A 22338-nucleotide genomic window follows, 5' to 3' on the forward strand; every position below is an offset into this window, starting at 1 on the left:
GCGGTCCCCTACGTGCACCACCACAGGAAGCGGTCACAGGTGTCCGAGGGGGAGGGTTCCTCGGAGGACGGGGGCGGGGGTTCCGGGTTCTCGGACTCGGGGGTGCCCTCCTCGCCGCCGCCGGGGCTGTCCCCGCCCGACGGGTCCGGGGACTCGGCGTGGCCGGTGGCGGACGGTGCGGCGCCGGAGGTCTCGGAGGCGCTCGCCGTCGCGCCCTCCTCGTCCGCCTTCGCGGAGCGCGAGGCGGAGGCGGAGGTGGACCCGGAGGCGCCCGGTGACGCACTCGCCGTGCCCTCGCCGGACGCCGTGGAGCCGGGGGCGCCGGAGTCCTCGTCCCCGTGACCGGGCGAGGAATCGGAGCCGTCGGACTGTTCCTCGCCCGTGGCGGCCGTCTTCGGGGTCGAACCCGGGGATTCGGTGCCGAGTTCGGCGAGGCTCAGGCCGCCGGCCGCGAGGAGGAGGCCGGCGGCGACGAAGAGGACGCGGCGGCGGCGCCTGCGGTGGGAGGCGGCGCGGCGGTCGCGACGGCCGAGGGGCGCTTCGGAGGAGTCCTCGTCGCCCTCGTGTTCCTCGGGGTCCTCCGGGTTCTCGGGGTCCTGGGGATCCTCGGGGCCGCCCTCGTCCCCGCCGCCCCTGCCGTTCCCTCCGCCGCCCCCGGGGGGCTCCGCTCCCTCGCCCCCGCCGGGTTCCCGCGCCGGTTCCGAGGGGAGGGGCGCGCCCGCGCCGTCGTGTGCGCCGCCGGGGGCGTGGTCCTCGCCCGCCGCGCCGGCCGCCGCGAGCGGCGTCCCGCCGTGGGGGCCGGGCTCCCGGCCCGGCGCCGTGTTCGCGGCCGCTTCCCGGTCGTGCGCCGGCGCCGCCGCGGGGCCCGACGGCCCCGTCGGGCCTCCCGGTGCCGCGTGCGGCGCCGGGGCCTCCCCCTCCAGCCACCCCACCGGCGTTCCGCACCCCGGGCATGCCAGGGCTCCATTGAGGTGTCTTCGGCAGGGGGTGCAGTAATTCATGTCGCCGGAAGACTAGGTTCCCCCCACCGCGCTTGCCCAGGGACTGCTGTGAAAGTTGTGTAGGGAAGGGCCGGTCCGCGACCGGTTCGTGACCTGACGCCCCGTCTGCCGCGCCCGTTTCCCGGCCCCTTGGGCGGCGAGCGCGGCATACCGGCGAAATTCCCCCGTCTCTCTCGTGCGCGACCCATTGACACTCCCCCCGCCGCGTCCTTACTGTCACGCCAACATTTCGAACGTGTGACGAGATATCGAACAAACCGAGAGGCAAGAGCCGTGCGCATCACCGGAATCAGCACACACGTGGTCGGGACGCCCTGGCGCAACCTGACCTACGTCCAGGTGCACACCGACGAGGGGATCACCGGCGTCGGCGAGACCCGGATGCTGGGCCACACCGACGCGCTGATCGGATACCTCCGCGAGGCCGAGGCGAACCACATTCTCGGCTCGGACCCGTTCGCTGTCGAGGACCTCGTGCGCCGCATGAAGTACGGCGACTACGGGCGCGCGGGCGAGATCGTGATGTCCGGTATCGCCGTCGTCGAGATGGCCTGCTGGGACATCAAGGGCAAGGCCCTCGGCGTCCCCGTCTGGCAGCTCCTGGGCGGCAGGATGACCGACAGGGTCAAGGCCTACGCCAACGGCTGGTACACCACCGAGCGCACGCCGGAGGCGTACCACAAGGCCGCGCGCGGGGTCATGGAGCGCGGGTACCGGGCGCTGAAGATCGACCCCTTCGGCACCGGCCACTTCGAGCTGGACCAGCGGCAGACGAACTACGCCGTCTCCCTCATCGAGGCCGTGCGGGACGCCATCGGGCCGGACGCCGAGCTGATGCTGGAGATGCACGGCCGCTTCTCCCCCGCCACCGCCGTCCGGCTCGCCAAGGAGATGGCCCCCTTCAAGCCGGCCTGGCTGGAGGAGCCGGTGCCGCCGGAGAACCTGAAGGCGCTGGAGAAGGTCGCCGCCAAGGTGGACCTCCCGGTCGCCACCGGTGAGCGCATCCACGACCGGATCGAGTTCCGCGAGCTGTTCGAGAGCCAGGCCGTCGACATCCTCCAGCCCGACGTCGGCCACATCGGCGGCATCTGGGAGACCCGCAAGCTCGCCGCCACCGCCGAGACCCACTACATGCTCGTGGCCCCGCACAACGTGGGCGGCCCGGTGCTCACCGCGGCCTCCCTCCAGGTCGGCTTCACCTCCCCGAACTTCAAGATCCTTGAGCACTTCAACGACTTCGCGGACGCGGAGATCAAGAAGGTCGTCAAGGGTGCCCCGCAGGTGGACCCGGAGGACGGCTGCTTCCACCTCTCCGACGCCCCCGGCCTCGGCGTCGAGCTGGACGTGGACGCGGCGGCCGAGTTCCCGCAGCAGCAGGCCCGGTTCGACCTGTGGGCCGAGGGCTGGGAGAAGCGCGCGCCGAAGGCGGCCGGTCGATGACTGCCGCCGGCCCGCACGGCACCGCCGCCGGGAGCACCGGCGGCACCGGCAGCGCCGTCGTCGTGGAGGCGCCCGGCGCCCACCGGCTCGTCCCGCACGAGCCGCGGGACCCCGGGCCCGGCGAGGCCCTGGTCGCGGTGCACGCCGTAGGCATCTGCGGCAGCGACCGCGAGGTCTACCAGGGCAACCGGCCCGAGGGGTACGTCCGTTACCCGCTCACCCCGGGCCACGAGTGGTCCGGCACCGTGGCCGCCGTCGGCGCCGGGGTGCCTCGGTCCCTGGTGGGCCGCAAGGTCGTCGGCGAGGGGTTCCGCAACTGCCAGGTCTGCGACCGCTGCCACGCGGGCGAGACCACGCTGTGCACGGCCGGGTACGAGGAGACCGGGTTCACCGAGCCCGGCGCGATGGCCGCCACCCTGACCCTGCCGGCCCGGCTGCTGCACGTCCTGCCCGAGGACGCGGACCTGACGGCCGCCGCCCTGCTCGAACCCGCCGCCTGCGTGGCCGCCGCCGCGCTCAAGGCGGGGGCGCGGCCGGGCGAGCGGGTCGCGGTGGTCGGCACCGGCACGCTCGGCATGTTCGCGGCGCAGTTCCTGCGGGCGGGCTCGCCCGGGGAGCTGCTCGTGGTGGGCACCCGCCGCGACCGCGAGTCCCTGTCCCGGGAGTTCGGCGCCACCGATTTCCGCACCAAGGACGAAGCACTCCCGGACGACTTCGACGTCGTGATCGAGACCGCCGGCTCCGCCGACGCCGCGCGCACCGCCGCCGCCCTGCTGCGGCGCGGCGGGCGGCTGGTGCTGACCGGCATCCCGGCACCCGGCGCCGAGGGGCTCGACCCGACCGACCTCGTCGTACGGCAACTGGAGGTGCACACCGTGTTCGGGGCGCCCCCGGAGGCGTGGGCCCACACGGTCCGGGTCTTCGGAGCGGGCCTGCTGGATCCGCTGCCCCTGGTCAGCCACGAACTGCCGCTGGAGGAATTCCCCCGCGCCATCGAACTGGTGGGGTCCGGGGACCCGAAGGTGGGCAAGGTGCTGTTGCGACCGTAGCTCCCTGAGCCGGCCGCCACCCGTGCGCCGGTACGCGGCGGCCTGACGGCTCCGTACCGGCGCACGGCCCGCAGCCCCGCAGTCCCGCAGTCCCGCAGTCCCGCCCGTGACCCGCCATCCGTCGACCCACCACCCGCCCCGCCCCCGTCGCCCAGCCGTCCCCTCCCTCGCGAACCGCGTCCGACATACCGAACAAGGGCCCGCCCGCACCGGGCCCGCCGCGGTCCCCGGACCTCCGAAGCCCCAGACGCACGCACGTGACGCACATGACGCACATGACGCACATGAAGGACACCTCGTGACCGACGCTTCCCCCACGGCGGCCCGTCGACCCGCCGAGCAGGCACTCGCCGCGCTCGGCCTGGACGCTCCCGCCCTGTCCCCCGCCGACGCCTCGCCGCACGCCTTCCCCGACGGCGGCCGGTGGCGCACCGAGGTGCCCTCCTGCGAGGGCCCGGAGGCGCTCGCCGTGGTCCTGAAGGAGGCGTCCCGGCTCGACGTGCCGATCCACCGGATCAGCCAGGGCAGCGGCGTGTGGATGCTGACGGACGCCGAGATCACCGAGATGGTCGAGGCCACCGCCGAACGTGACATCGAGCTGTGCCTGTTCACCGGGCCGCGCGGCACCTGGGACATCGGGGCCTCGGTGCGCACCGACTCCAACGGCGGCGGCCTGCGGGCCCGGGGGCACGACGCGGTGGCCGGCTGCCTGGAGGACGCCGTACGCGCCACCGAACTCGGCGTGAAGTGCCTCCTGGTGGCCGACGAGGGGGTGCTGTGGACGCTGCACCGGGCACGCGCGCAGGGCATCATCCCGGCCGACACCACGCTCAAGGTCTCCGCGTTGATCGGCCCCGTCAACCCGGCCTCGTTCGCCGTGTACGAGCGCCTCGGCGCGGACTCGGTCAACGTGCCCAGCGATCTGACCCTGGACCACCTCACGGAGATCCGCCGGGTCTCGGGCGCCCCGATGGACATGTACATCGAGGCACCGGACGATCTGGGCGGCTATGTGCGGATGTACGAGGTGGCCGAGCTGATCCGCCGGGGCGCCCCGATCTACCTGAAGTTCGGGCTGTCCAAGGCGCCCGGAATCTACCCCTACGGACACCAGTTGCGGGAGGTCACCCTGGCCACTGCCAAGGAGCGGGTGCGCCGCGGCCGGCTCGCGCTGGACCTGCTCGCCCGGCACGGCGCGGACACCGGCATGGCGGCCCTCGGGTCCCGGATGCCGGGTTCGCTCCGACGCTTCGACACCGGCGCATAACATTCCCGAAAAATCTCTTCTCACAAGGCGACACAGTCGCGCAGAATCCCACACACTCGCCTGGATCCTCCCTCGTACCGTCCTCCGCACAAGTCCCATCGGAGAGCCGGACGGCGCCCCAACTGAGCCTGACGCCAAGGATGTTCATCATGACCACTCGCAGAGCCGCAGTAGCCGCGATCGCCTCGGTCGCCACCCTCGCCCTGACCCTGACCGCCTGCGGCCAGGACAGTGACGGTGGCAGCAAGGAAGGCAAGGACGACGCCAAGGGCGGGACCATCGGCATCGCGATGCCGACCAAGTCCTCCGAGCGCTGGATCTACGACGGCAAGTACGTCGTCAAGGAGATGCAGGCCAAGGGGTACAAGACCAAGCTCGTCTACGGCGAGGACGACCCGGACCAGCAGGTCTCCCAGATCGAGAACCTCATCACCCAGGGCGTCAAGGCCCTGGTGATCGCGGCGATCGACAACAAGTCGCTCAACAACGTGCTCCAGCAGGCCGCCGACGCGGACATCCCGGTCATCTCCTACGACCGCCTGATCCTCGGCACCAAGAACGTCGACTACTACGCCTCCTTCGACAACGAGAAGGTCGGCCGCCTCCAGGGCACCTACATCCTGGACAAGCTGGGCCTCAAGGACGGATCGAAGAAGGGCCCCTTCAACATCGAGCTGTTCGCCGGCTCCAACGACGACAACAACACCCGCTACTTCTTCAAGGGCGCGATGAGCGTGCTCCAGCCGTACATCGACAAGAAGCAGCTCGTCGTCCAGTCCAAGCAGACCGCGCTCAACCAGGTCACCACCCTGCGCTGGGACGGTGGCACCGCGCAGAAGCGCATGGACGACATCCTGACCTCCGCGTACAAGCACCGCCGGGTCGACGCGGTGCTCTCCCCGTACGACGGCATCTCCATCGGCATCCTGTCCGCGCTCAAGTCGGACGACTACGGCTCGAAGGACAAGCCGCTGCCGGTCGTCACCGGCCAGGACGCCGAGGTCGCCTCGGTGAAGTCGATCATCTCCGGCCAGCAGTCCATGTCCATCTACAAGGACTCGCGCAAGCTCGCCAAGGTCACCGCGAACATGGTGGACGACTCGCTGCACGGCAAGAAGGCCGAGGTCAACGACACCAAGTCGTACGACAACGGCGTCAAGGTCGTCCCCGCCTACCTGCTCCAGCCGGTGAGCGTGGACAAGACCAACTACGAGAAGGTCCTGATCGGCGGCGGCTACTACACCGAGGGCGACCTGAACTGACCCGCTCGTCCCCACTGATCCCTACGGATTGAAAGGCACGACCATGGCGGGACCCGTCCTGGAAATGCGCTCGATCGTCAAGACCTTTCCCGGTGTGAAGGCGCTCTCTGACGTCACTCTGACGGTGCGTCAGGGCGAGGTCCACGCCATCTGCGGGGAGAACGGCGCCGGGAAGTCCACCCTCATGAAGGTGCTCTCCGGCGTCCACCCGCACGGAAGCTACGAGGGCGAGATCCTCTTCGAAGGAGAGGTCTGCCACTTCAAGGACATCCGGGCGAGCGAGCAGCGCGGCATCGTCATCATCCACCAGGAACTGGCGCTGGTGCCCTACCTCTCCCTCGCGGAGAACATCTTCCTCGGCAACGAGCACGCCACCCGCGGGCTCATCAGCTGGGGCGAGACGCTCAAGCACGGCACCGAACTGCTGCGCCGCGTCGGTCTGTCGGACCACCCGGACACCCGGGTCGCCGACATCGGCGTGGGCAAGCAGCAGCTCGTGGAGATCGCCAAGGCGCTCTCCAAGAAGGTGAAACTGCTCATCCTGGACGAGCCGACGGCGGCGCTGAACGACGAGGACAGCGGCAAGCTGCTCGACCTCATCCTGGAGCTGAAGAAGCAGGGCATCACCTCGATCATCATCTCCCACAAGCTCAACGAGATCCGCCGGGTCGCCGACTCGGTGACCATCCTGCGCGACGGACGCTCGATCGAGACGCTCGACGTGAAGGCCCCGGAGACCACCGAGGACCGGATCATCAGCGGCATGGTCGGCCGCGACCTCGACCACCGCTTCCCCCCGCGCAGCCCGCACGAGCCGGAGGAGGGCGCCGCGCCGGCCTTCGAGATCCGCGGCTGGACCGTGCACCACCCGATCGACCAGCAGCGCAAGGTCGTCGACGACGTGTCCCTGCACGTGCGCCGCGGGGAGATCGTCGGCATCGCGGGGCTGATGGGCGCCGGCCGCACCGAACTCGCGATGAGCGTCTTCGGCCGCACCTACGGCCGGTACGCGGCGGGTTCGGTGTTCAAGGACGGCAAGGAGATCCGCACCAAGAGCGTCCCCGAGGCGGTCAAGCACGGCATCGCCTACGTCACCGAGGACCGCAAGCACTACGGCCTGAACCTCATCGACACCATCAACCGCAACATCTCCCTCAGCGCCCTGGGGAAGGTCTCCAAGCGCGGTGTGGTGGACGAGCACGAGGAGCGCCAGGTCTCCGAGGGCTTCCGGACGTCGATGAACATCAAGGCACCGACCGTCTTCGAGCCGGTGGGCAAGCTGTCCGGCGGCAACCAGCAGAAGGTCGTCCTCAGCAAGTGGATCTTCGCGGGTCCGGACGTGCTGATCCTGGACGAGCCCACGCGTGGCATCGACGTCGGCGCGAAGTACGAGATCTACACGGTCATCGACCAGTTGGCGGCCCAGGGCAAGGCGGTCGTCTTCATCTCCTCCGAGCTGCCCGAGCTGCTCGGCATGTGCGACCGCATCTACACCATGGCCGCCGGGCGGCTGACCGGCGAGGTCCCGCGCGCGGAGGCCACCCAGGAGGAGCTGATGCGCCGGATGACGAAGGACGAGAAGGACAAAGAGGTAACCCGATGAGCACGGATGTCACCGAGAAGACCCCGGCGCCCGCGCCGCCGGGCAAGGGCGGCGCGGCCGCGGGCGACAGCCTGCTGAAGCTGCTCGTGGACGGCATGCGGCGCAACATGCGCCAGTACGGCATGCTGATCGCGCTCGGCCTGATCGTCGTCCTCTTCGAGGTGTGGACCGACGGCGACCTGCTGCTGCCGCGCAACGTCTCCAACCTGGTGCTGCAGAACAGCTACATCCTGATCCTCGCGATCGGCATGATGCTGGTGATCATCGCCGGTCACATCGACCTGTCGGTCGGTTCGCTGACGGCGTTCGTGGGCGCGGCGGCGGCCGTGCTCATGGTCAGGCACGACGTGCCCTGGCCGCTGGCCGTGGTGCTGTGCCTGCTCCTGGGTGCCGCCGCGGGCTCGCTGCAGGGGTTCTTCATCGCCTATCTCGGCATACCGTCGTTCATCGTCACCCTCGCCGGGATGCTGCTGTTCCGCGGTCTGACCGAGATCGTCCTCAAGGGGCAGACCCTCGGCCCGTTCCCCGAGGGACTGCAGAAGGCCTCCAACGGCTTCCTGCCGGAGGTCGGCCCGGACACCAACTACCACAACCTGACCGTCCTGCTGGGTCTCGTGGTCATCGCCTTCGTGGTGTACCAGGAGGTCCGTGACCGCAGGCGCCAGCTGGAGTTCGACCTCGACGTCCTGCCCACCAAGATGTTCCTGACGAAGCTGGTGGCGCTGATCGCCGCCGTCCTCGTCGTGACGCTGCTGCTCGCCAGCTACAAGGGCGCCCCGGTGGTGTTGATCATCCTCGGTGTGCTGGTGGTGGGCTTCGGCTACCTGATGCGCAACGCGATCATCGGCCGGCACGTCTACGCGATCGGCGGCAACCTGCCGGCGGCGAAGCTGTCGGGCGTGAAGGACAAGAAGGTCGTCTTCCTGGTCTTCCTGAACATGGGCATGCTCGCGGCCCTGGCGGGTCTGGTCTTCGCCGCCCGCTTCAACGCGGCCTCGCCCAAGGCCGGCCTCAACTTCGAGCTGGAGGCCATCGCGGCCTCGTTCATCGGCGGCGCGTCGATGAGCGGCGGCGTGGGCACGGTCCTCGGCGCGATCATCGGTGGTCTCGTCCTGGGCGTGCTGAACAACGGTATGAACCTCGTCGGCATCGGCACCGACTGGCAGCAGGTCATCAAGGGCCTGGTGCTCCTGGCGGCGGTCGGCTTCGACGTGTGGAACAAGCGCAAGTCCGGTTCGTAATCCTCGACTCGGGCCCCGCCACCGCGGCGGGGCCCGCTCTTTTGGCAGGAGCCGCACCATGGACATGAGCAGACGCACCGTCCTGTCGACCGCCGCCGCCGCGGGCCTCACCGCGGCGGCCGCCGGAACCGCCCGCGCCTCGGCCTCGCCGTCGTCCTCGAGAGGCAGGAAGCCCGTGAAGGAGCTCTTCGGCAGGCTCGCCGACGGCACCAAGGTCCACCGCTGGTCGCTGGAGAACGGCACGACCCGGCTGAAGGTCCTCGACTACGGCGGCATCGTCCAGTCCCTGGAGATCCCCGACCGGCACGGCCGGTACACGAACGTCTCCCTGGGCTTCGACAACGTCGCCGACTACGTCGCGGGCAGCCCGTACTTCGGCGCCACCATCGGCCGCTACGGCAACCGCATCGCCAAGGGCCGCTTCACCCTCGACGGCAGGACGTACCAGCTCTCCGTCAACGACGGCGAGAACACCCTGCACGGCGGCGCGAACGGCTTCGACAAGCGGGTGTGGGACGTCGAGCCGTTCACCCGGGGCGCGGACGTGGGTCTGCACATGTACTACACCAGCGTGGACGGCGAGGAGGGCTTCCCGGGCACGCTCAAGGTCCAGGTCACCTACACCCTGAACCGGCACGGCGAGTGGCGTGTCGACTACCTCGCCACCACCGACAGGGCCACCGTCGTCAACCTCACCAACCACACCTACTTCAACCTCGCCGGCGAGGGCAGCGGCTCCGTCTACGACCACGAGCTGACCCTGGCCGCGAGCCGGTACACCCCCACCGACGCGGGTCTCATCCCCACCGGTGAACTCGCGCGCGTGGCCGGCACGCCCTTCGACTTCCGGCGGGCCAAGACGATCGGCCGCGATCTGCGCGAGGGCCACCCCCAGCAGGTCACCGCCAAGGGCTACGACCACAACTGGGTCCTGGACAAGGGCATCACCCGCGAGCCCGAGCACGTGGCCACCCTGCGCGACCCCTCCTCCGGGCGCTTCCTGAAGATCGCCACCGACCAGCCGGGACTGCAGTTCTACTCCGGCAACTTCCTCGACGGCACGCTCGTCGGCACCTCCGGGCGCACCTACCGGCAGGGCGACGCGCTCGCCCTGGAGACCCAGCACTTCCCGGACTCCCCGAACCGGCCCTCGTTCCCCTCGACCGTGCTGCGGCCGGGGCAGACGTACCGCACGACGACGATCCACTCCTTCGGCGCGGGGCGCTGAACGGGGCGAGGTCGACCCTCTACGGGCGTTGAACGTGGACGCCGCCGCATCCGTATGACTGGGCGGCCCGTGCTCCCCCGCACGGGCCGCCCACAACGTGACGGGCCCGCCCGGCCCGCCCCCATACGGAGGTTCGAAGGCTCCATGGCCGACAACGTCACCTCGTTGTTCCGCGGCTCCGCGGCACACAGCCCCTCGATGGCCGCGCTGACGCGCGAGGGCGGCGACGGCGCCAAGCCGGTGGACTTCTGCATCCCCTGCAATCCGTACTTCCCCACCCCCGCCATGTTCGAGGAACTGGCGGGCCGACTGCGGGACATCCTCACGTACTACCCGAGCGGCGCCGACACCATCACCGCCGAGCTGTGCGAGCTGCTCCAACTGCCCCCCGCCTGCGTGGCGATGGGCAACGGTTCCACGGAACTGATCACCTGGATCGACCATCTGCTGGTCTCCGAGTCGCTCGCCGTGCCCGTGCCCACCTTCGGGCGGTGGACCGACCAGCCGATGGAGACGGGCAAGCGGGTCGACATGTTCCCGCTGCAGGAGTCCGGCGGTTTCGCCCTCGACCTCGGCCAGTACTCCGCGTTCCTGCGCAAGCGCGGCTCGCGGGTCGCCGTGATCTGCAATCCGAACAACCCCGACGGCGGGTTCCTGCCCCGGCAGGCGCTGGTGGACTTCATGGACACGATGGCCGACCTCGACCTCATCGTGATCGACGAGTCCTTCCTGGAGTTCGCCGACGTGGAGGGCGACCCGAGCACCGTCCAGGACGCGATACTGCGGCCCAACGTGATCGTGCTGCGCAGCCTCGGCAAGAACTTCGGGCTGCACGGCATCCGCTTCGGCTACCTCGTGGCCAACCCCGCGCTCGCGGGCCGGATCCGCTCGATGCTGCCGAAGTGGAACCTCAACTCCTTCGCCGAGCACGTGGTGTTCATGCTGCGGAAGCACGGCGCCGAGTACGAGGCGAGCCTGCGGCAGGTGCGGCAGGACCGCGTCGACATGGGCCGGCAGCTCGAGCGGCTCCCCGGCCTGACGGTGTACCCCTCGCAGGGCAACTTCCTGTTCGTCCGGCTTCCGCTGGGCGCGGAGGGCACCGTCGTGCGTGACCGGCTGCTCACCGGCCACCACGTCCTTGTGCGCGAGTGCGGCAACAAGATCGGCTCCTCCAGCCGCTTCCTGCGCCTGGTGGTGCGCCCCGAGGTGGACGTGCGCCGGCTGGTGACCGGGATGGAGCAGGTCCTCTACGGCACCGGCACGGACGCGGCGGCTCCGAGGAGCGCGGGCTACAGCTCGGGGACGGCGGCGGTGGACCGCCTGGTGAGCGAGACGAACGGGGCGGGGACACGGGGGCTGGCGGCGCAGGCCTCCGCGATGCCCGCCCCGGCCCCGGCTCCCGCGCCCGCGCCTGCTCCCGCGCCGGCGGCCGCCGCCGTGCCCGGGCTGGGGGCGATGGTGGCCGCGGCGGGGCTGGGCACGCCCCCGGCGCCGGCGCCCGCGGTGCCGGGAGTGGTCTACGGCGGGGCGCCCCCCTCCGTCTCGCCGCCGCCCGCCCCCGCCGCCGTCTCGCCGCCGCCCGCCCCCGCCGCCGTACCGGGACCGCCGCAGGCGCCCGCCCCGCTGCCGGGGCCCGCGCCCGTCGGCGCGCCGCTCGTCGCGCAGGGCTGGGGGCCGGGAACCGGGCTGCCGGGCATGCCCGCCCAGCCGGGCGTCCCCGGGCTCCAGTCCCTCCCCGGCAACGCGGTACCGCCGGTGGAGACCCGCCGGGGCATGCCCGCGGCGGGCGGCCTCACCGCCGCGCAGGTGCGCGGCCGCACCCAGCCCGATCCGCCGCCCGACGCGGCGGCGGCCTGGCCCGTAGCCGGGGCGATGTACCAGGCGGGCTGAGCCCGCCGCCCCACCCGTCCGAGTACGCGGACGCCCGCCCCCGGGACGTGACGGCGAGGCCGCGGGGAGCGCATCCGGCACTCGCGCCCCCGGCGCACGGACACCCCGCCCGAGTGCCCCCTGCCGTCAGGGCCGGGGCAGGTCGACCAGTACCCGTACGCCGCCGCCCGCGTCGACGCGTTCGTGGGCCCGCGCGAGGTCGTGCAGGGCGTAGCGCGCGACGGGGCCGGTGGTGAGGACGCCCGCCGCCGCGGCGGCCGTCAGGTCCCGGGCCGCCTGCCGCCTGGCCTGTTCGGGGAAGTCGTCGCTGCCGAGGAGCCGCAGGGTGACGTTGCCGAACAGCAGGGGCCAGAACGGGATCCCGGTGCGGTCGGCCTCGGTGGCGTAGGCCGCGATCACGGCCCCGTTCGCGAGGACCGCGTTGTCGAGGTCGGCGTTGGCGGACAGCGAGACCTCGACGATCCGGTGGACGCCGCCGGGCGCGAGGGCGCGGATCGCCGCGGCCGGGTCCTCCTCGTCGAGGGCCACGGTGTGGTGAACGACGTCCGGGTCGACGCGGTCCAGATCCGTGCCGCGCCGCACGGTGCCGAGCACCCTCGCGCCGCCCCAGCGGGCGAGCCGCGCGGCCAGGGAGCCGACGCCGCCGAGGACGCCGTGCACCAGGACGGTCCGCCCGTCGACCGGGCCGTCACCGAAGACCGCCCGGTGCGCGGTGATCCCGGGGATGCCGAGGCACGCGCCGAGATCGTCGCCGACGTGGTCCGGCAGCGGCACGGCCTTCCCGGCGGGGACGACGGTGTACTGGGCGGCGGTCCCGAAGGGCCGGTAGGACTGGGCGCCGTACACCCACACCCGCTGCCCGGTCCTCCGGGCGTCCACGCCCTCCCCCACGGCGTCGACGACCCCGGCGGCGTCGCTGTGCGGGACGACGCGGGGGTAGGGCATCGCCGAGCCGAGCCAGCCGCGCCGCTTCTTGGTGTCGCCGGGGTTCACCCCGGACACGCTCACCCGGACCCGCACCTCGCCGGGACCGGGCCGCGGGTCGGGCAGCTCGCCGAGGCGCAGCACGTCGGCGGCGGGTCCCTGTCGGTCGTACCAGGACGCGCGCATGGGTTTCCTCCAGGGGGTTCGGGGGGTCAGTCCGCCGGGCCGTCGGCGCGGTGCTCGGCCGCTGCGGCGCCCGCCCCGTCGAGCACCTCGCGGAGCCAGGCGCGTTCGGCGCGGCTGGTGGCGCGGGCGGTCAGGAGCATGCCGCGCCGGTAGGGGTCGTCGGCCTCCTCGGCGCGCAGCGGACGCCCGCCGGTCCCCTCCTCGTCCTCGTCGGTGGCGAAGAAGCTCGCCGGCTCCTCCAGGAAGGCGAGCCTGCGGCGCAGGACGGCGTGCTGTTCGGCGGTGTCGGGGAGCTGGGAGAGGAAGGCGAGGACGACGAGGAAGCGGGTGAAGTCGGTGATCTCGTGGTCCGCGGGGGTGCGCAGCCGCCGCAGCATCTCCTCCCGCCCGGCCGGGGTCAGGCTCAGCACGTACCGTCCGGCGCCCGCGCCGGGTTCGGGGTGCCGTTCCAGGAGTCCGGCCCTGGCGAGGCGGTTGATCGCCGGGTAGAGGGTCCCGTCGCTGACCGGCCGGACGTACCCGGTGAGCCGGGCGACCCGGCGCCGCAGGGCGTGCCCGCGCAGGGGGCCTTCGGCGAGGAAGCCGAGGAGGGCGAGTTCGAGCATGCTGTCAGCCTGCCAGACGTCACATCGAATCGATGCATACATCGATTCGATGTGACGGGGCACACGTCTCCGGCCCGGCGCACCGCGCGCGGCTCAGGGGTTCTGCCAGGCCGCCGGGTCCTCGGCCAGCCGGCGCACGGGAGCGGGCAGGGCGCCGGCGGCGAGGTCGGCCACCGTGACGCCCTCCAGCACCTCCCGGACGTTGGCCCGCAGCGCGATCCACAGCGGGAGCAGCGGCTCGGCGGGGCCGGTGTACTTGAGCTGGGTCGGGCGCTCCCCGCGGACGGAGACGATGGGGCCGTCCACCGCGCGGATGATGTCGGCGACGGTGATCGCCTCCGCCTCCCGCGCCAGCCGGTAGCCCCCGTTGCCGCCGCGCCTGCTGGCCACGAGGCCGCCCCGGCGCAGATCGCCGAGGATGCCCTCCAGGAACTTGTGCGAGATGTCCTGCACCTCGGCCACGGCCTCGGCCTTCACCGGCCCCCCGCCCTGCCGCACCGCCAGCTCCACCACAGCCCGTACCGCGTAGTCCGCCCGCGCCGAGATCCTCATCCCCCCATTGTGGTCCCGAACGCGCCGCACGAGGACCACCGGCTCCGGAAGGGCGGCCCCGCACCACCCCGCGCCACCCCGCACCGAGGCGGGCGCGGCGGGGAGAGGCCCGGGGTCAGCCCGCGAAGGGTGGGAGGGTCTGGCCCTTGCCCGCGCCCGGGAGGACCATCAGGGAGCCGGCCAGGGGCGGGGCGGGGGACAGTCCGACCCGGGCGGTGGTGATGTACAGGTCCGTCAGCTCCGGGCCGCCGAAGGCGCAGGCGGTGACGCGGGGCACGGGGAGCGGGACCATGCGGTCCAGCTCGCCCGAGGGCGTGTACCGGCGCACCGCCGCCCCGTCCCACAGGGCCACCCACACGCAGCCGTCCGCGTCCACCGTCAGGCCGTCGGGGTAGCCCGCGCCGTCCTCGACGGTCGCCAGCGGGCGCCGGCCCGAGACCCGGCCGGTCGCGGGGTCGTGGTCGAAGACGTCGATGCGGCGGGTCGGGGTGTCGATGTAGTACATGAGCCGTCCGTCGGGGCTCCACCCGGTGCCGTTGCTCACCGTCACGTCGTCCAGGACGACCTCGGCCGCCCCGTCCCCGGTGATCCGGGACAGCGTGCCGCCGCCCGTGGCCTCGTCGTAGCGCATGGTGCCGGCCCACAGCGAGCCGTCGGGGGCGACGGCGGCGTCGTTGCCGCGGCGCCCCGGCACCGGCTCGTGCCGCAGCCACCGGAAGTCCCCGGCGGTGTCCACCAGGCCGATCCCGTCGCGCAGGTTGAGCACGAGCCCGCCGCCGGCGCGCGGCTTGACGGCGCCGACGTGCTGTTCGGTGGTGCGGACCGTGCGGTGCCCGGAGACCGGGTCCAAGGTGTGCACCCGGGAGCGCAGGATGTCGAGCCACAGCAGCCGCCCGGCCGCCGCGTCCCAGGTCGGGCCCTCGCCCAGTTCCGCCTCCGCCCGTACGGCGACTTCCACTTCGTACGTCATGCCACGCTCCGATGACCCAGGTGTTCGGACAGTTCGGCGGCGCCCTTCACGGCGAGCTGTTCCAGCTCGGCGCGGCGCTCCTCGCTCCATCGGATCATGGGCACCGAGATGGAGAGCGCGGCGACCACCCTTCCGGTGCGGTCACGCACCGGGGCGGCCACGCAGGAGACGTCCTCGTTGGACTCCCGGGTCTCCACGGCGATGCCCCGGGTACGGATCTCGTCCAGGGCCTCGCGCAGCGCGGCCGGGTCGGTGATGCTGTTCGCGGTCATCGCGGGCAGCTCGGCCCCGGCCGGGACACGGGCGTCCAGTTCCTCCCGCGGGAGCGAGGCCAGCAGCATCTTGCCGACGGAGGTGCAGTGGGCGGGCAGCCGGCGTCCGGCGGCGGACACCATGCGCACGGCGTGGGTGGAGTCGACCTTGGCGATGTAGATGACGTCGGCACCCTCCAGGATGGCCACGTGCACCGTCTCGTCGCAGGTCTCGGCGACCGCGCGGGCCACCTGCTGGCCCTCGGCGGCGAGATCGAGGTTCTCGGCGTAGCGGCTGCCGAGCTGGTAGGGGCGGACGCCGAGGCGGTAACGTCCCGGCTGCCCGGGGACCGGGACGATGTACTGGCGCGCTGCCAGGGTGGTGACCAGCTCGTGCACGGTGGTGCGCGGGAGCTGGAGCCTGCGCACGATGTCGGGGGCGGAGAGCGAACCGTCGCCGTCCAGGAAGAGCTCCAGTATGTCGAGAGCCCGGGTGACGGCGGGTACGAGGCGTCCCACGGTCCGGCCCCCTCTCTGTAGTGGTGTGCGACCCGGCCGACCCGGCGGTCGCGTTCGAAATCTCAACAGACGATCGGGATGACGAACACAGGCTAGTCAAGGGTCCGGGCCAGCGGCAATGGGCGCGGGGAAGGGGAGCCGCGCGGCACGATGGACGCATGCCGCCCGCGAAGCCCCACCCGCCGACCCCCTTCACTCCCCTGGACTTCCAGCTCGTCCTGCTGCGCCGCATGGCCGATCACAATCCCGACCTCGTCGAGCGCGCCCGGCACGAACTGGGCGTCTCCGTGGCCGAGATGCGGGAGGCCAACCGGCGCTGGCAGGCCTGGACACGGGCGCCGCGCTCGCGCGGGACGGCTGCCCGCTACCGGTCCGTGCTCGGGGCGCCCGAGTCGGTGACCGCGCGCCGGGTCGGTGAGTTGGCCTGCGAGGCGCTGCGCTGGCCGGTGCCGCTCTGGCCCGGCCTGCGCTTCGAGGCGCTGCTCGGGCCGGACGGGGCGGTGTGGAACGCGTGGCTGGTGCGGGCGCCGGGGGCGGCGGCACCGGAGCTGCGGACGCTGGAGGACCTGGTGCCGTGGTCGTGCACGGTCGACGAGGTGGCGCGGGCCTTCACCCCGGCCCGCCCGCTGGAGGGGACGGCCCCGACCCGCTGGGGCCTGGCGTTCACCGCGCCGGACGCGGCGGGAACGCCACGGGAGTGCGCGGCGGAGTTCACCTGGGGGCTGCTGCAGCGGGTCGCGGTGCGGTGAGACGGGGCCGGCGGGAGCGCGGTGCGGGGCCGACTGCGGGGGCGGCTGCGGGGACGGTCCGCCCCACCCTGCCGGCTCCGCGTCCTCAGGCGTCCGGGGCCGCGGGGCCCTCGGACGTCCGGGGCCGCGGGCTACTCAGGCGCCTGCGGCCGCGCGCAGGATCCGCTCGGTCACCACCGGCATCGAATCCGGGTGCAGCCACAGGAACAGGTTCGGTTCCACCAGTTCCAGTTCCATCACGCGCGGCTCCCCCTCGTCCCCGTCGACGAGGTCCACGCGTGCGTACAGCAGCGCGGGATCCCCCGGCACCGCCGCCAGCGCGGCCCGTGCCACCGCCAGCTCCGCCTCCGTCGGCTCCCACCCTTCGAGCCCGGGGTGCGCCACCTTGCGGGCGTCGTAGGGCGTACCCGGGGTGAGCACCGCGCCCTTGCGGCTCGCGTGCACGAATTCTCCGTCGAGGAACAGCAGCGGCCGTTCGCCGGTGACGTCGATGGCCTTCAGGTACGGCTGCACCATCGCGGTCAGCCCCTCCGCGTGCATCCGCTCCAGGTGCCCCACGGCCCGCTCCCGCGCCTCGGGCGTGTAGCGGGCGGCGTACCGGGAGCCCGCCCCGGAGGTCGGCTTGATCACGTACTCCCGGTCCTCGGGCAGCTCCACGGGGTCGCCGGGGGCGAGGTAGCGGGTGGGGACCGTCGGGACGCCGGCGGCGGCCAGCTCCCCCAGGTACCGCTTGTCCGTGTTCCACCGGACGACCGGGGCGGGATTGGCCAGCCGGGTCAGGCGCGCGCACCGCTCGGCCCAGGCGGTGAACTCCGCCACCCGCAGGGTGTAGTCCCAGGTGGAGCGGATGAGGACGAGGTCGAAGGAGGCCCAGTCCACCTCCGGGTCGTCCCAGTGGACCGCCTCGGCCCGCGCCCCGGCCGCGCCGAGCGCCGACAGCAGGAGGGGGAGGTCGCGGTCCTCGGGGTCCTCCGGACCGCGCCGGTAGGTGGCGAGAGCTATGTGGGGCACGGGAGGGACTCCTGACCTCGACGACGGTGGCACGGACGGGCCCCGGCGAGGCTAACAAGCGCCCCGGCCCCGTCTCACCCCCATATAGGGGGCGGCCGGAGGGGCGCACCCGCACGGCGGGGACGACGAGGGCGGAAGTGAACGGAGAAGGGCGGGGAGGGGCGGGCGCGTGCTGGCGGACCCGCGGAGGGCCGCGTAGGTTCCCGTGTCGGGTGGTCGTCCCCGAGCGAGGAGTGTCCCGCGTGTCCCTGTTCCCGATGCTCTCGACGGTCCCGATGCTCACGGCGGTCCCGGCGGTCCCGGCGGTCCCGGCGGTCCCGGAACCGGCCCCGGCCGACCGGCGGCCCGCCCTGCGCTTCGGTGCGCGTGCCCTCTCGTACGGCGAACTGGCCGTCGCCGCACGGTCCCTGGCGGGGCGCCTCCGGGAGGCCGCCGACGGTGGACGGGTGGCGGTGTGGGCGACCCCCGTCCTGGAGACGGCGGTGGCCGTGGTGGCCGCGCTGGAGGCGGGCCTCCCCGTCGTCCCGCTCAACCCCCGCTCGGGGCGCGCAGAACTGGGGCACATCCTGGCGGACAGCGCCCCGGAGCTGATCCTCGCGGCACCGGGGGACGAACTCCCGGAGGCGGTAAGGGGGTTGCGCCGGCTGGACGTCGACCTCGACGACGCCCCGGACGAGAGCCCCGACGAAACCGCGGGTGCCCGTGCCGTACCGGCCGCGGACGTCGGCCCCGAGGACCCCGCCTTCGTCGTCTACACCTCCGGGACCACGGGGCCGCCCAAGGGCGCCGTCCTGCCCCGGCGGGCCGTCACCACCACGCTGGACGCGCTGGCCGAGGCCTGGCAGTGGACCGGGGACGACGTCCTCGTGCACGGCCTGCCGCTCTTCCACGTGCACGGGCTGATCCTCGGCGTCCTCGGCCCGCTGCGGCGCGGCGGCTCCGTGCGCCACCTGGGCCGGTTCTCCCCCGAGGGCGTGGCCCGGGAACTGAACGCCGGGGCCACGATGCTGTTCGGGGTGCCCACGATGTACCACCGCCTCGCCGAGGCACTCCCCGGCGACCCCGGGCTGGCGAAGGCGCTCACCGGAGCCCGGCTGCTGGTCTCCGGGTCCGCCGCGCTGCCCGTGCACGACCACGAGCGGATCGCGGCGGCGACCGGACGGCGGGTCCTGGAGCGGTACGGCATGACCGAGACGCTGATGAACACCGCCGTCCGCGCCGACGGCGAGGCCAGGCCCGGCACCGTCGGACTGCCGCTGCCGGGGGTGGAGCTGCGGCTGGTGGAGGAGGACGGGACGCCGATCGCCGCGTACGACGGGGAGAGCGTCGGCGAGATCCAGGTGCGCGGGCCCAACCTGTTCACCGGCTATCTGCACCGGCCGGACGCCACCGCCGGCGCGTTCACCGCCGACGGCTGGTTCCGCACCGGCGACATGGCGGTCCGGGAGCCGGACGGCTACGTCCGCATCGTGGGCCGCAGGGCCACGGACCTGATCAAGAGCGGCGGCTACAAGATCGGGGCCGGCGAGATCGAGAACGCGCTCCTCGAACACCCGGGAGTGGGCGAGGCGGCGGTCACCGGGGAGCCGGACGAGGACCTCGGCGAGCGGGTGGTCGCCTGGGTGGTGCCGGCGGACCCGGCCTCCCCGCCGGCCGCCGAGGAGCTGTCCGCGCACGTCGCCGAGCGGCTCGCCCCGCACAAGCGGCCCCGAGTCGTCCGCTACCTGACCGCCCTCCCCCGCAACGACATGGGGAAGCTGCTCAAGCGGGAGCTGCGGGTGCCGTAGCCGCGGGCGGGCGGGGGCGGCGTGAAATCACCCGTCCGGGTGCGCCCCGCTCGGCGCAGCTCCGCGCGCGCGGTCGCGGAACCGGTCCCACGATGCGAAGGAGGGGCCGCCGGCCGGAGGCCCCACGGTCCGTGCCTCGGGAGGATGTCGCCGTGACCGCGAGTCTGGAGCAGTTGCGCCGTTGCCACTTCGCCGTCGATCTGGGGGCGGCGAGGACCCGTGTCTATGTGAAGGGGGTCGGGCTGGTCGTCGACCAGCCCAGTGCCGCCGCCGTCAACACGCAGACCGGGGCACTGATCGCGGTCGGGGAGTTCGCCGAGAAGATGACCGGCCGCACGCCCTCGTACATCAGGGTGGTGCGGCCCGTCTCCGGCGGCACGGTCGTCGACATCGAGATGGCCCAGCGGATGCTGCGGCAACTGCTCGGCGAGAAGCTGCGCCGCACCCTGCGCCGCAAGCCCCGGCTGCGGGCGGCAGCCTGCACCCCGCACGACGCCGATCCGCTGGCCCAGCGCGCCACCGTGGAGACGATGGTCGGGCTCGGGGCCCGGCGGGTGGAGCTGGTGGACACCCTCGTCGCGGCGGCCGTCGGCTGCGGGCTGCCCGTGGAGCGCCCCGAGGCGTCCATGATCATGGTGTGCGGGGCGGCCGCCACGCAGATCGCCGTGCTCTCGCTGGGCAACATCGTGACCGCCGAGCGGATCCCGGTGGGCGGCGAGGCCGTGGACCACGCGATCGTGCAGCACCTGCGCCACCAGCACGAGCTGATGCTGCCCAGCCAGTCGGTGCGGCCGCTGCAGGTCGCCCTGTCCGGCAACGGGCTCACCCCGGGCGGCCCCGAGGTCACCGAGATCCACGGCCGGGACGTGGCCACCGGGCTGCCCCGCTCGGTGAAGGTCGACACCGCCGCCGTGCGCAACGCCATCCAGACCCCGCTCACCGCCGTCCTGGACGGCATCGGCAAGGTGCTGCGGGACTGCCCGCCCGACCTGGTCGCCGATCTCGCCGACCGGGGCATCATGATGGTCGGCGGCAGCGCTCTGCTGCCGGGCCTCGACCAGATGCTGCGGCAGGCGACCGGGATGCCGGTGCACATCGCCGAGCGGCCCGACGTGTGCGCGGTGCAGGGCCTGGGCGAGATGCTGGAGGGCCGCATCGAACCCCTGGTCCTCGACCCGCTGGCCGCCTGACCCGCCCCTCCCGCCGCGCCCGGCCCCGCCCGCCGCGTTCCGCCGCCGCTCCCGCCGTCCGCCCCGGCTCCCCGCCTCCCGTCCGCCGTCAACGCGCGGGGGGCGTACGACAGTTGCGGCCGTCGGCGCCGGGGGGTGAGCGATAGGTTCCGGGGGCGGGTGACCGCTAGGGTGAACGTGACAACCATGCCCGCGGAGGTGGTGTCCGTGCCCCGGATCGGAATCACCGGGCACCGCTGCGTACCCACCGAGGTACTGCCCTCGGTGCGCTCGGGCATCCTCGCCGAACTCGCGGAGCTGAGCCTGGAACCGGCCGCGGAGGCGCTCAGCGCGCTGGCCGCCGGGAGCGACCAGCTCTTCGCCCAGCTCGCCCTCGACCACGGCGTCCCGGTGACCGCCGTCATCCCCGGCATGGACTACGAGGCCCACCTCGGCGACGAGGGGGTGCGCGGCAGCTACCGGCGGCTGCTCGCCGCCTGCGCCGACCGGGTCCGGCTGCCGCTGGAGCCCACGCACGAGGAGGCGTACTACGCGGCGGGCCGCTGGATCGTCGACCACGCCGACCGGCTGATCGCGGTGTGGGACGGGCACCCGGCCCGGGGCCTGGGCGGCACCGCCGACGTGGTGGCGTACGCGCGCCGCACCGGCGTGCCCGTGCGGGTGCTGTGGCGGCCGGGCGTCAGCCGCGCCTGAGGGGGCCCGGCGCCGGGCGTGCCTCAGGACCCGAACCGCACCAGCCAGTCCGTGTGCTGCGGACTGCACAGCCGCTCCACGTCCTCGACCGCGTCGGCCCAGCCCTCCTCCGTGACGGTGGTGCCCATCGCCAGGCGCGCGGTGTCCAGATCCTGCTCGATGAGGGCGTGCGCGTACTCCAGCGGGCGGTGTCTGCGCACCTCCTGCCAGGCCACCCCGGCCGCCGCGGCGGCGGAGAACAGGCCGTTGAGGTCCCAGTTGCCGAGCAGCCCGTAGGCCCGCAGTGCCGCCGTGACGAGGGCGAGCAGGGTGAGCGCGGCGGTGGCGGCGGACCAGCGCGAGGAGGCGCGGTGCGCCTGCGCGGACCGCTTGCCGTACCAGACGAGCTGTTCCAGGACCCGTTCGCGGACGTAGTAGTCGCGCCGGGCCTCGAACGGTTTGGCGCGCACGGCGCGCATCTGCGGGGTGATCTGCATGGCGATGCTGACGAGGGCGAGACCGCCGGTGGCGCCCCCGTGGTCCTCCCAGCCGACCTTGCGCAGCTCCCGCAGCCGGTCCGCGAGCCGCTCGGCGAACAGCCCGTCGGGATCGACGACGCCGGTGCGGAAGGCCCCGCCGTGCACCATGTACTGCCAGGCCAGGGACTTGACGACCTCGGCGGCCGCGCGGTGCGCCTGCCAGTGGGCGCGGGCCCGGCGGCGCGCGGTGTACAGGCCGAGGACCGCCGCCAGCGCGTAGCACAGGGCGGCGAGCGTCGCCCAGAACCGGCCCAGCCAGTGCTCGGTGAGCGTGGCGGCGGCGGTGCCCGACAGCAGCACGGTGAGCTGTGTGCGGGTGGCCCGGAGGGCCTCGCTCTGGCGGCTGAGCGCCAGGCGGTCGTTCTCGATGAAGAGCGGCGGCAGCGCCCTCTCGTCCACGTC

20 protein-coding genes are annotated in these 22338 nt (G+C 73.2%); 12 read left to right on the plus strand and 8 right to left on the minus strand.

Annotation, left to right across the window (positions count from 1 at the left end; genetic code table 11):
- Positions 1-8: 8 nt before the first annotated feature.
- Positions 9-1001 (minus strand): SCO2400 family protein, encoded by a 993-nt coding sequence (locus OHB09_RS09825; protein WP_435843183.1) that lies wholly within the window; start codon positions 999-1001, stop codon positions 9-11.
- A gap of 273 nt (positions 1002-1274) precedes the next feature.
- Here OHB09_RS09825 and OHB09_RS09830 point away from each other — a divergent pair, with 273 nt between their 5' ends.
- The 8 genes from OHB09_RS09830 to OHB09_RS09865 all read left to right on the plus strand — a co-directional run bounded on the left by OHB09_RS09830 (position 1275) and on the right by OHB09_RS09865 (position 11981).
- Positions 1275-2441 (plus strand): mandelate racemase/muconate lactonizing enzyme family protein, encoded by a 1167-nt coding sequence (locus tag OHB09_RS09830; protein ID WP_328921847.1) that lies wholly within the window; start codon positions 1275-1277, stop codon positions 2439-2441.
- The gene (locus tag OHB09_RS09835; RefSeq protein ID WP_191889961.1) at positions 2438-3490 is read left to right on the plus strand and encodes a zinc-dependent alcohol dehydrogenase; all 1053 of its coding nucleotides are present in this window, start codon (positions 2438-2440) and stop codon (positions 3488-3490) included. Before OHB09_RS09830 ends, OHB09_RS09835 begins: the two co-directional genes overlap by 4 nt.
- A gap of 298 nt (positions 3491-3788) precedes the next feature.
- Complete coding sequence (locus tag OHB09_RS09840; protein WP_006137582.1) at positions 3789-4757, plus strand: hypothetical protein; 969 nt, start codon at positions 3789-3791, stop codon at positions 4755-4757.
- Between the two features lie 149 nt (positions 4758-4906).
- Complete coding sequence (chvE, locus tag OHB09_RS09845) at positions 4907-6019, plus strand: multiple monosaccharide ABC transporter substrate-binding protein (protein ID WP_176944904.1); 1113 nt, start codon at positions 4907-4909, stop codon at positions 6017-6019.
- Positions 6020-6062: 43 nt separating this feature from the next.
- Positions 6063-7622 (plus strand): multiple monosaccharide ABC transporter ATP-binding protein, encoded by a 1560-nt coding sequence (mmsA, locus tag OHB09_RS09850; RefSeq protein WP_006137580.1) that lies wholly within the window; start codon positions 6063-6065, stop codon positions 7620-7622.
- The gene (gene mmsB, locus OHB09_RS09855; RefSeq protein WP_006137579.1) at positions 7619-8863 is read left to right on the plus strand and encodes a multiple monosaccharide ABC transporter permease; all 1245 of its coding nucleotides are present in this window, start codon (positions 7619-7621) and stop codon (positions 8861-8863) included. Before mmsA ends, mmsB begins: the two co-directional genes overlap by 4 nt.
- 58 nt (positions 8864-8921) lie before the next feature.
- Positions 8922-10091, plus strand: coding sequence for an aldose epimerase family protein (locus OHB09_RS09860; RefSeq protein WP_006137578.1), 1170 nt, complete (start codon positions 8922-8924; stop codon positions 10089-10091).
- Positions 10092-10235: 144 nt separating this feature from the next.
- On the plus strand, positions 10236-11981 hold the full coding sequence (locus OHB09_RS09865; protein WP_328921848.1) for a pyridoxal phosphate-dependent aminotransferase: 1746 nt from the start codon (positions 10236-10238) through the stop codon (positions 11979-11981).
- A 126-nt stretch (positions 11982-12107) separates the two neighbouring features.
- Here OHB09_RS09865 and OHB09_RS09870 read toward each other — a convergent pair whose 3' ends face one another.
- The 5 genes from OHB09_RS09870 to OHB09_RS09890 form a co-directional block, all read right to left on the minus strand.
- A complete protein-coding gene (locus OHB09_RS09870) occupies positions 12108-13091 on the minus strand; it encodes an NADPH:quinone reductase (protein WP_093589558.1) in 984 nt (327 codons plus the stop codon).
- A gap of 26 nt (positions 13092-13117) precedes the next feature.
- Entirely contained in the window at positions 13118-13696 is a 579-nt protein-coding gene (locus OHB09_RS09875) for a PadR family transcriptional regulator (RefSeq protein ID WP_328921849.1), read from the minus strand.
- Positions 13697-13789: 93 nt separating this feature from the next.
- A complete protein-coding gene (locus tag OHB09_RS09880; RefSeq protein WP_006137574.1) occupies positions 13790-14248 on the minus strand; it encodes an RrF2 family transcriptional regulator in 459 nt (152 codons plus the stop codon).
- Positions 14249-14363: 115 nt separating this feature from the next.
- Entirely contained in the window at positions 14364-15218 is an 855-nt protein-coding gene (locus OHB09_RS09885; RefSeq protein ID WP_328921850.1) for an SMP-30/gluconolactonase/LRE family protein, read from the minus strand.
- Complete coding sequence (locus tag OHB09_RS09890; RefSeq protein WP_006137571.1) at positions 15215-15988, minus strand: IclR family transcriptional regulator; 774 nt, start codon at positions 15986-15988, stop codon at positions 15215-15217. Before OHB09_RS09890 ends, OHB09_RS09885 begins: the two co-directional genes overlap by 4 nt.
- A 158-nt stretch (positions 15989-16146) precedes the next feature.
- Between OHB09_RS09890 and OHB09_RS09895 the strand changes: the two genes are divergently transcribed.
- Positions 16147-16737, plus strand: coding sequence for a hypothetical protein (locus OHB09_RS09895; RefSeq protein ID WP_167792763.1), 591 nt, complete (start codon positions 16147-16149; stop codon positions 16735-16737).
- A gap of 135 nt (positions 16738-16872) precedes the next feature.
- Here the strand turns inward: OHB09_RS09895 and OHB09_RS09900 are convergent, their stop codons facing one another.
- A complete protein-coding gene (locus OHB09_RS09900) occupies positions 16873-17748 on the minus strand; it encodes an ATP-grasp domain-containing protein (protein ID WP_191853001.1) in 876 nt (291 codons plus the stop codon).
- Positions 17749-18023: 275 nt separating this feature from the next.
- Between OHB09_RS09900 and OHB09_RS09905 the strand changes: the two genes are divergently transcribed.
- The 3 genes from OHB09_RS09905 to OHB09_RS09915 all read left to right on the plus strand — a co-directional run bounded on the left by OHB09_RS09905 (position 18024) and on the right by OHB09_RS09915 (position 21418).
- Complete coding sequence (locus tag OHB09_RS09905; RefSeq protein ID WP_328923001.1) at positions 18024-19535, plus strand: acyl-CoA synthetase; 1512 nt, start codon at positions 18024-18026, stop codon at positions 19533-19535.
- Between the two features lie 152 nt (positions 19536-19687).
- A complete protein-coding gene (locus tag OHB09_RS09910; protein WP_006137567.1) occupies positions 19688-20725 on the plus strand; it encodes a rod shape-determining protein in 1038 nt (345 codons plus the stop codon).
- A 186-nt stretch (positions 20726-20911) separates the two neighbouring features.
- Entirely contained in the window at positions 20912-21418 is a 507-nt protein-coding gene (locus OHB09_RS09915) for a hypothetical protein (RefSeq protein ID WP_407077315.1), read from the plus strand.
- Between the two features lie 23 nt (positions 21419-21441).
- Here OHB09_RS09915 and OHB09_RS09920 read toward each other — a convergent pair whose 3' ends face one another.
- Positions 21442-22335, minus strand: coding sequence for a DUF4231 domain-containing protein (locus tag OHB09_RS09920; protein ID WP_006137565.1), 894 nt, complete (start codon positions 22333-22335; stop codon positions 21442-21444).
- Between the last annotated feature and the right edge of the window lie 3 nt (positions 22336-22338).

The sequence above is a fragment of the Streptomyces griseoaurantiacus genome (assembly GCF_036189845.1).
GTDB lineage: Bacteria > Actinomycetota > Actinomycetes > Streptomycetales > Streptomycetaceae > Streptomyces > Streptomyces griseoaurantiacus.

Excerpts from the sequence above, each read along its gene's own strand:
- OHB09_RS09905 (WP_328923001.1), top strand. The coding sequence starts at position 18,024 with ATGCTCACGGCGGTCCCGGCGGTCCCGGCGGTCCCGGCGGTCCCGGAA.
- OHB09_RS09870 (WP_093589558.1), bottom strand. The coding sequence starts at position 13,091 with ATGCGCGCGTCCTGGTACGACCGACAGGGACCCGCCGCCGACGTGCTG.
- OHB09_RS09875 (WP_328921849.1), bottom strand. The coding sequence starts at position 13,696 with ATGCTCGAACTCGCCCTCCTCGGCTTCCTCGCCGAAGGCCCCCTGCGC.
- OHB09_RS09895 (WP_167792763.1), top strand. The coding sequence starts at position 16,147 with ATGCCGCCCGCGAAGCCCCACCCGCCGACCCCCTTCACTCCCCTGGAC.
- mmsB (WP_006137579.1), top strand. The coding sequence starts at position 7,619 with ATGAGCACGGATGTCACCGAGAAGACCCCGGCGCCCGCGCCGCCGGGC.
- OHB09_RS09860 (WP_006137578.1), top strand. The coding sequence starts at position 8,922 with ATGGACATGAGCAGACGCACCGTCCTGTCGACCGCCGCCGCCGCGGGC.
- OHB09_RS09865 (WP_328921848.1), top strand. The coding sequence starts at position 10,236 with ATGGCCGACAACGTCACCTCGTTGTTCCGCGGCTCCGCGGCACACAGC.
- OHB09_RS09825 (WP_435843183.1), bottom strand. The coding sequence starts at position 1,001 with ATGAATTACTGCACCCCCTGCCGAAGACACCTCAATGGAGCCCTGGCA.
- OHB09_RS09835 (WP_191889961.1), top strand. The coding sequence starts at position 2,438 with ATGACTGCCGCCGGCCCGCACGGCACCGCCGCCGGGAGCACCGGCGGC.
- mmsA (WP_006137580.1), top strand. The coding sequence starts at position 6,063 with ATGGCGGGACCCGTCCTGGAAATGCGCTCGATCGTCAAGACCTTTCCC.
- chvE (WP_176944904.1), top strand. The coding sequence starts at position 4,907 with ATGACCACTCGCAGAGCCGCAGTAGCCGCGATCGCCTCGGTCGCCACC.
- OHB09_RS09885 (WP_328921850.1), bottom strand. The coding sequence starts at position 15,218 with ATGACGTACGAAGTGGAAGTCGCCGTACGGGCGGAGGCGGAACTGGGC.
- OHB09_RS09915 (WP_407077315.1), top strand. The coding sequence starts at position 20,912 with ATGCCCGCGGAGGTGGTGTCCGTGCCCCGGATCGGAATCACCGGGCAC.
- OHB09_RS09880 (WP_006137574.1), bottom strand. The coding sequence starts at position 14,248 with ATGAGGATCTCGGCGCGGGCGGACTACGCGGTACGGGCTGTGGTGGAG.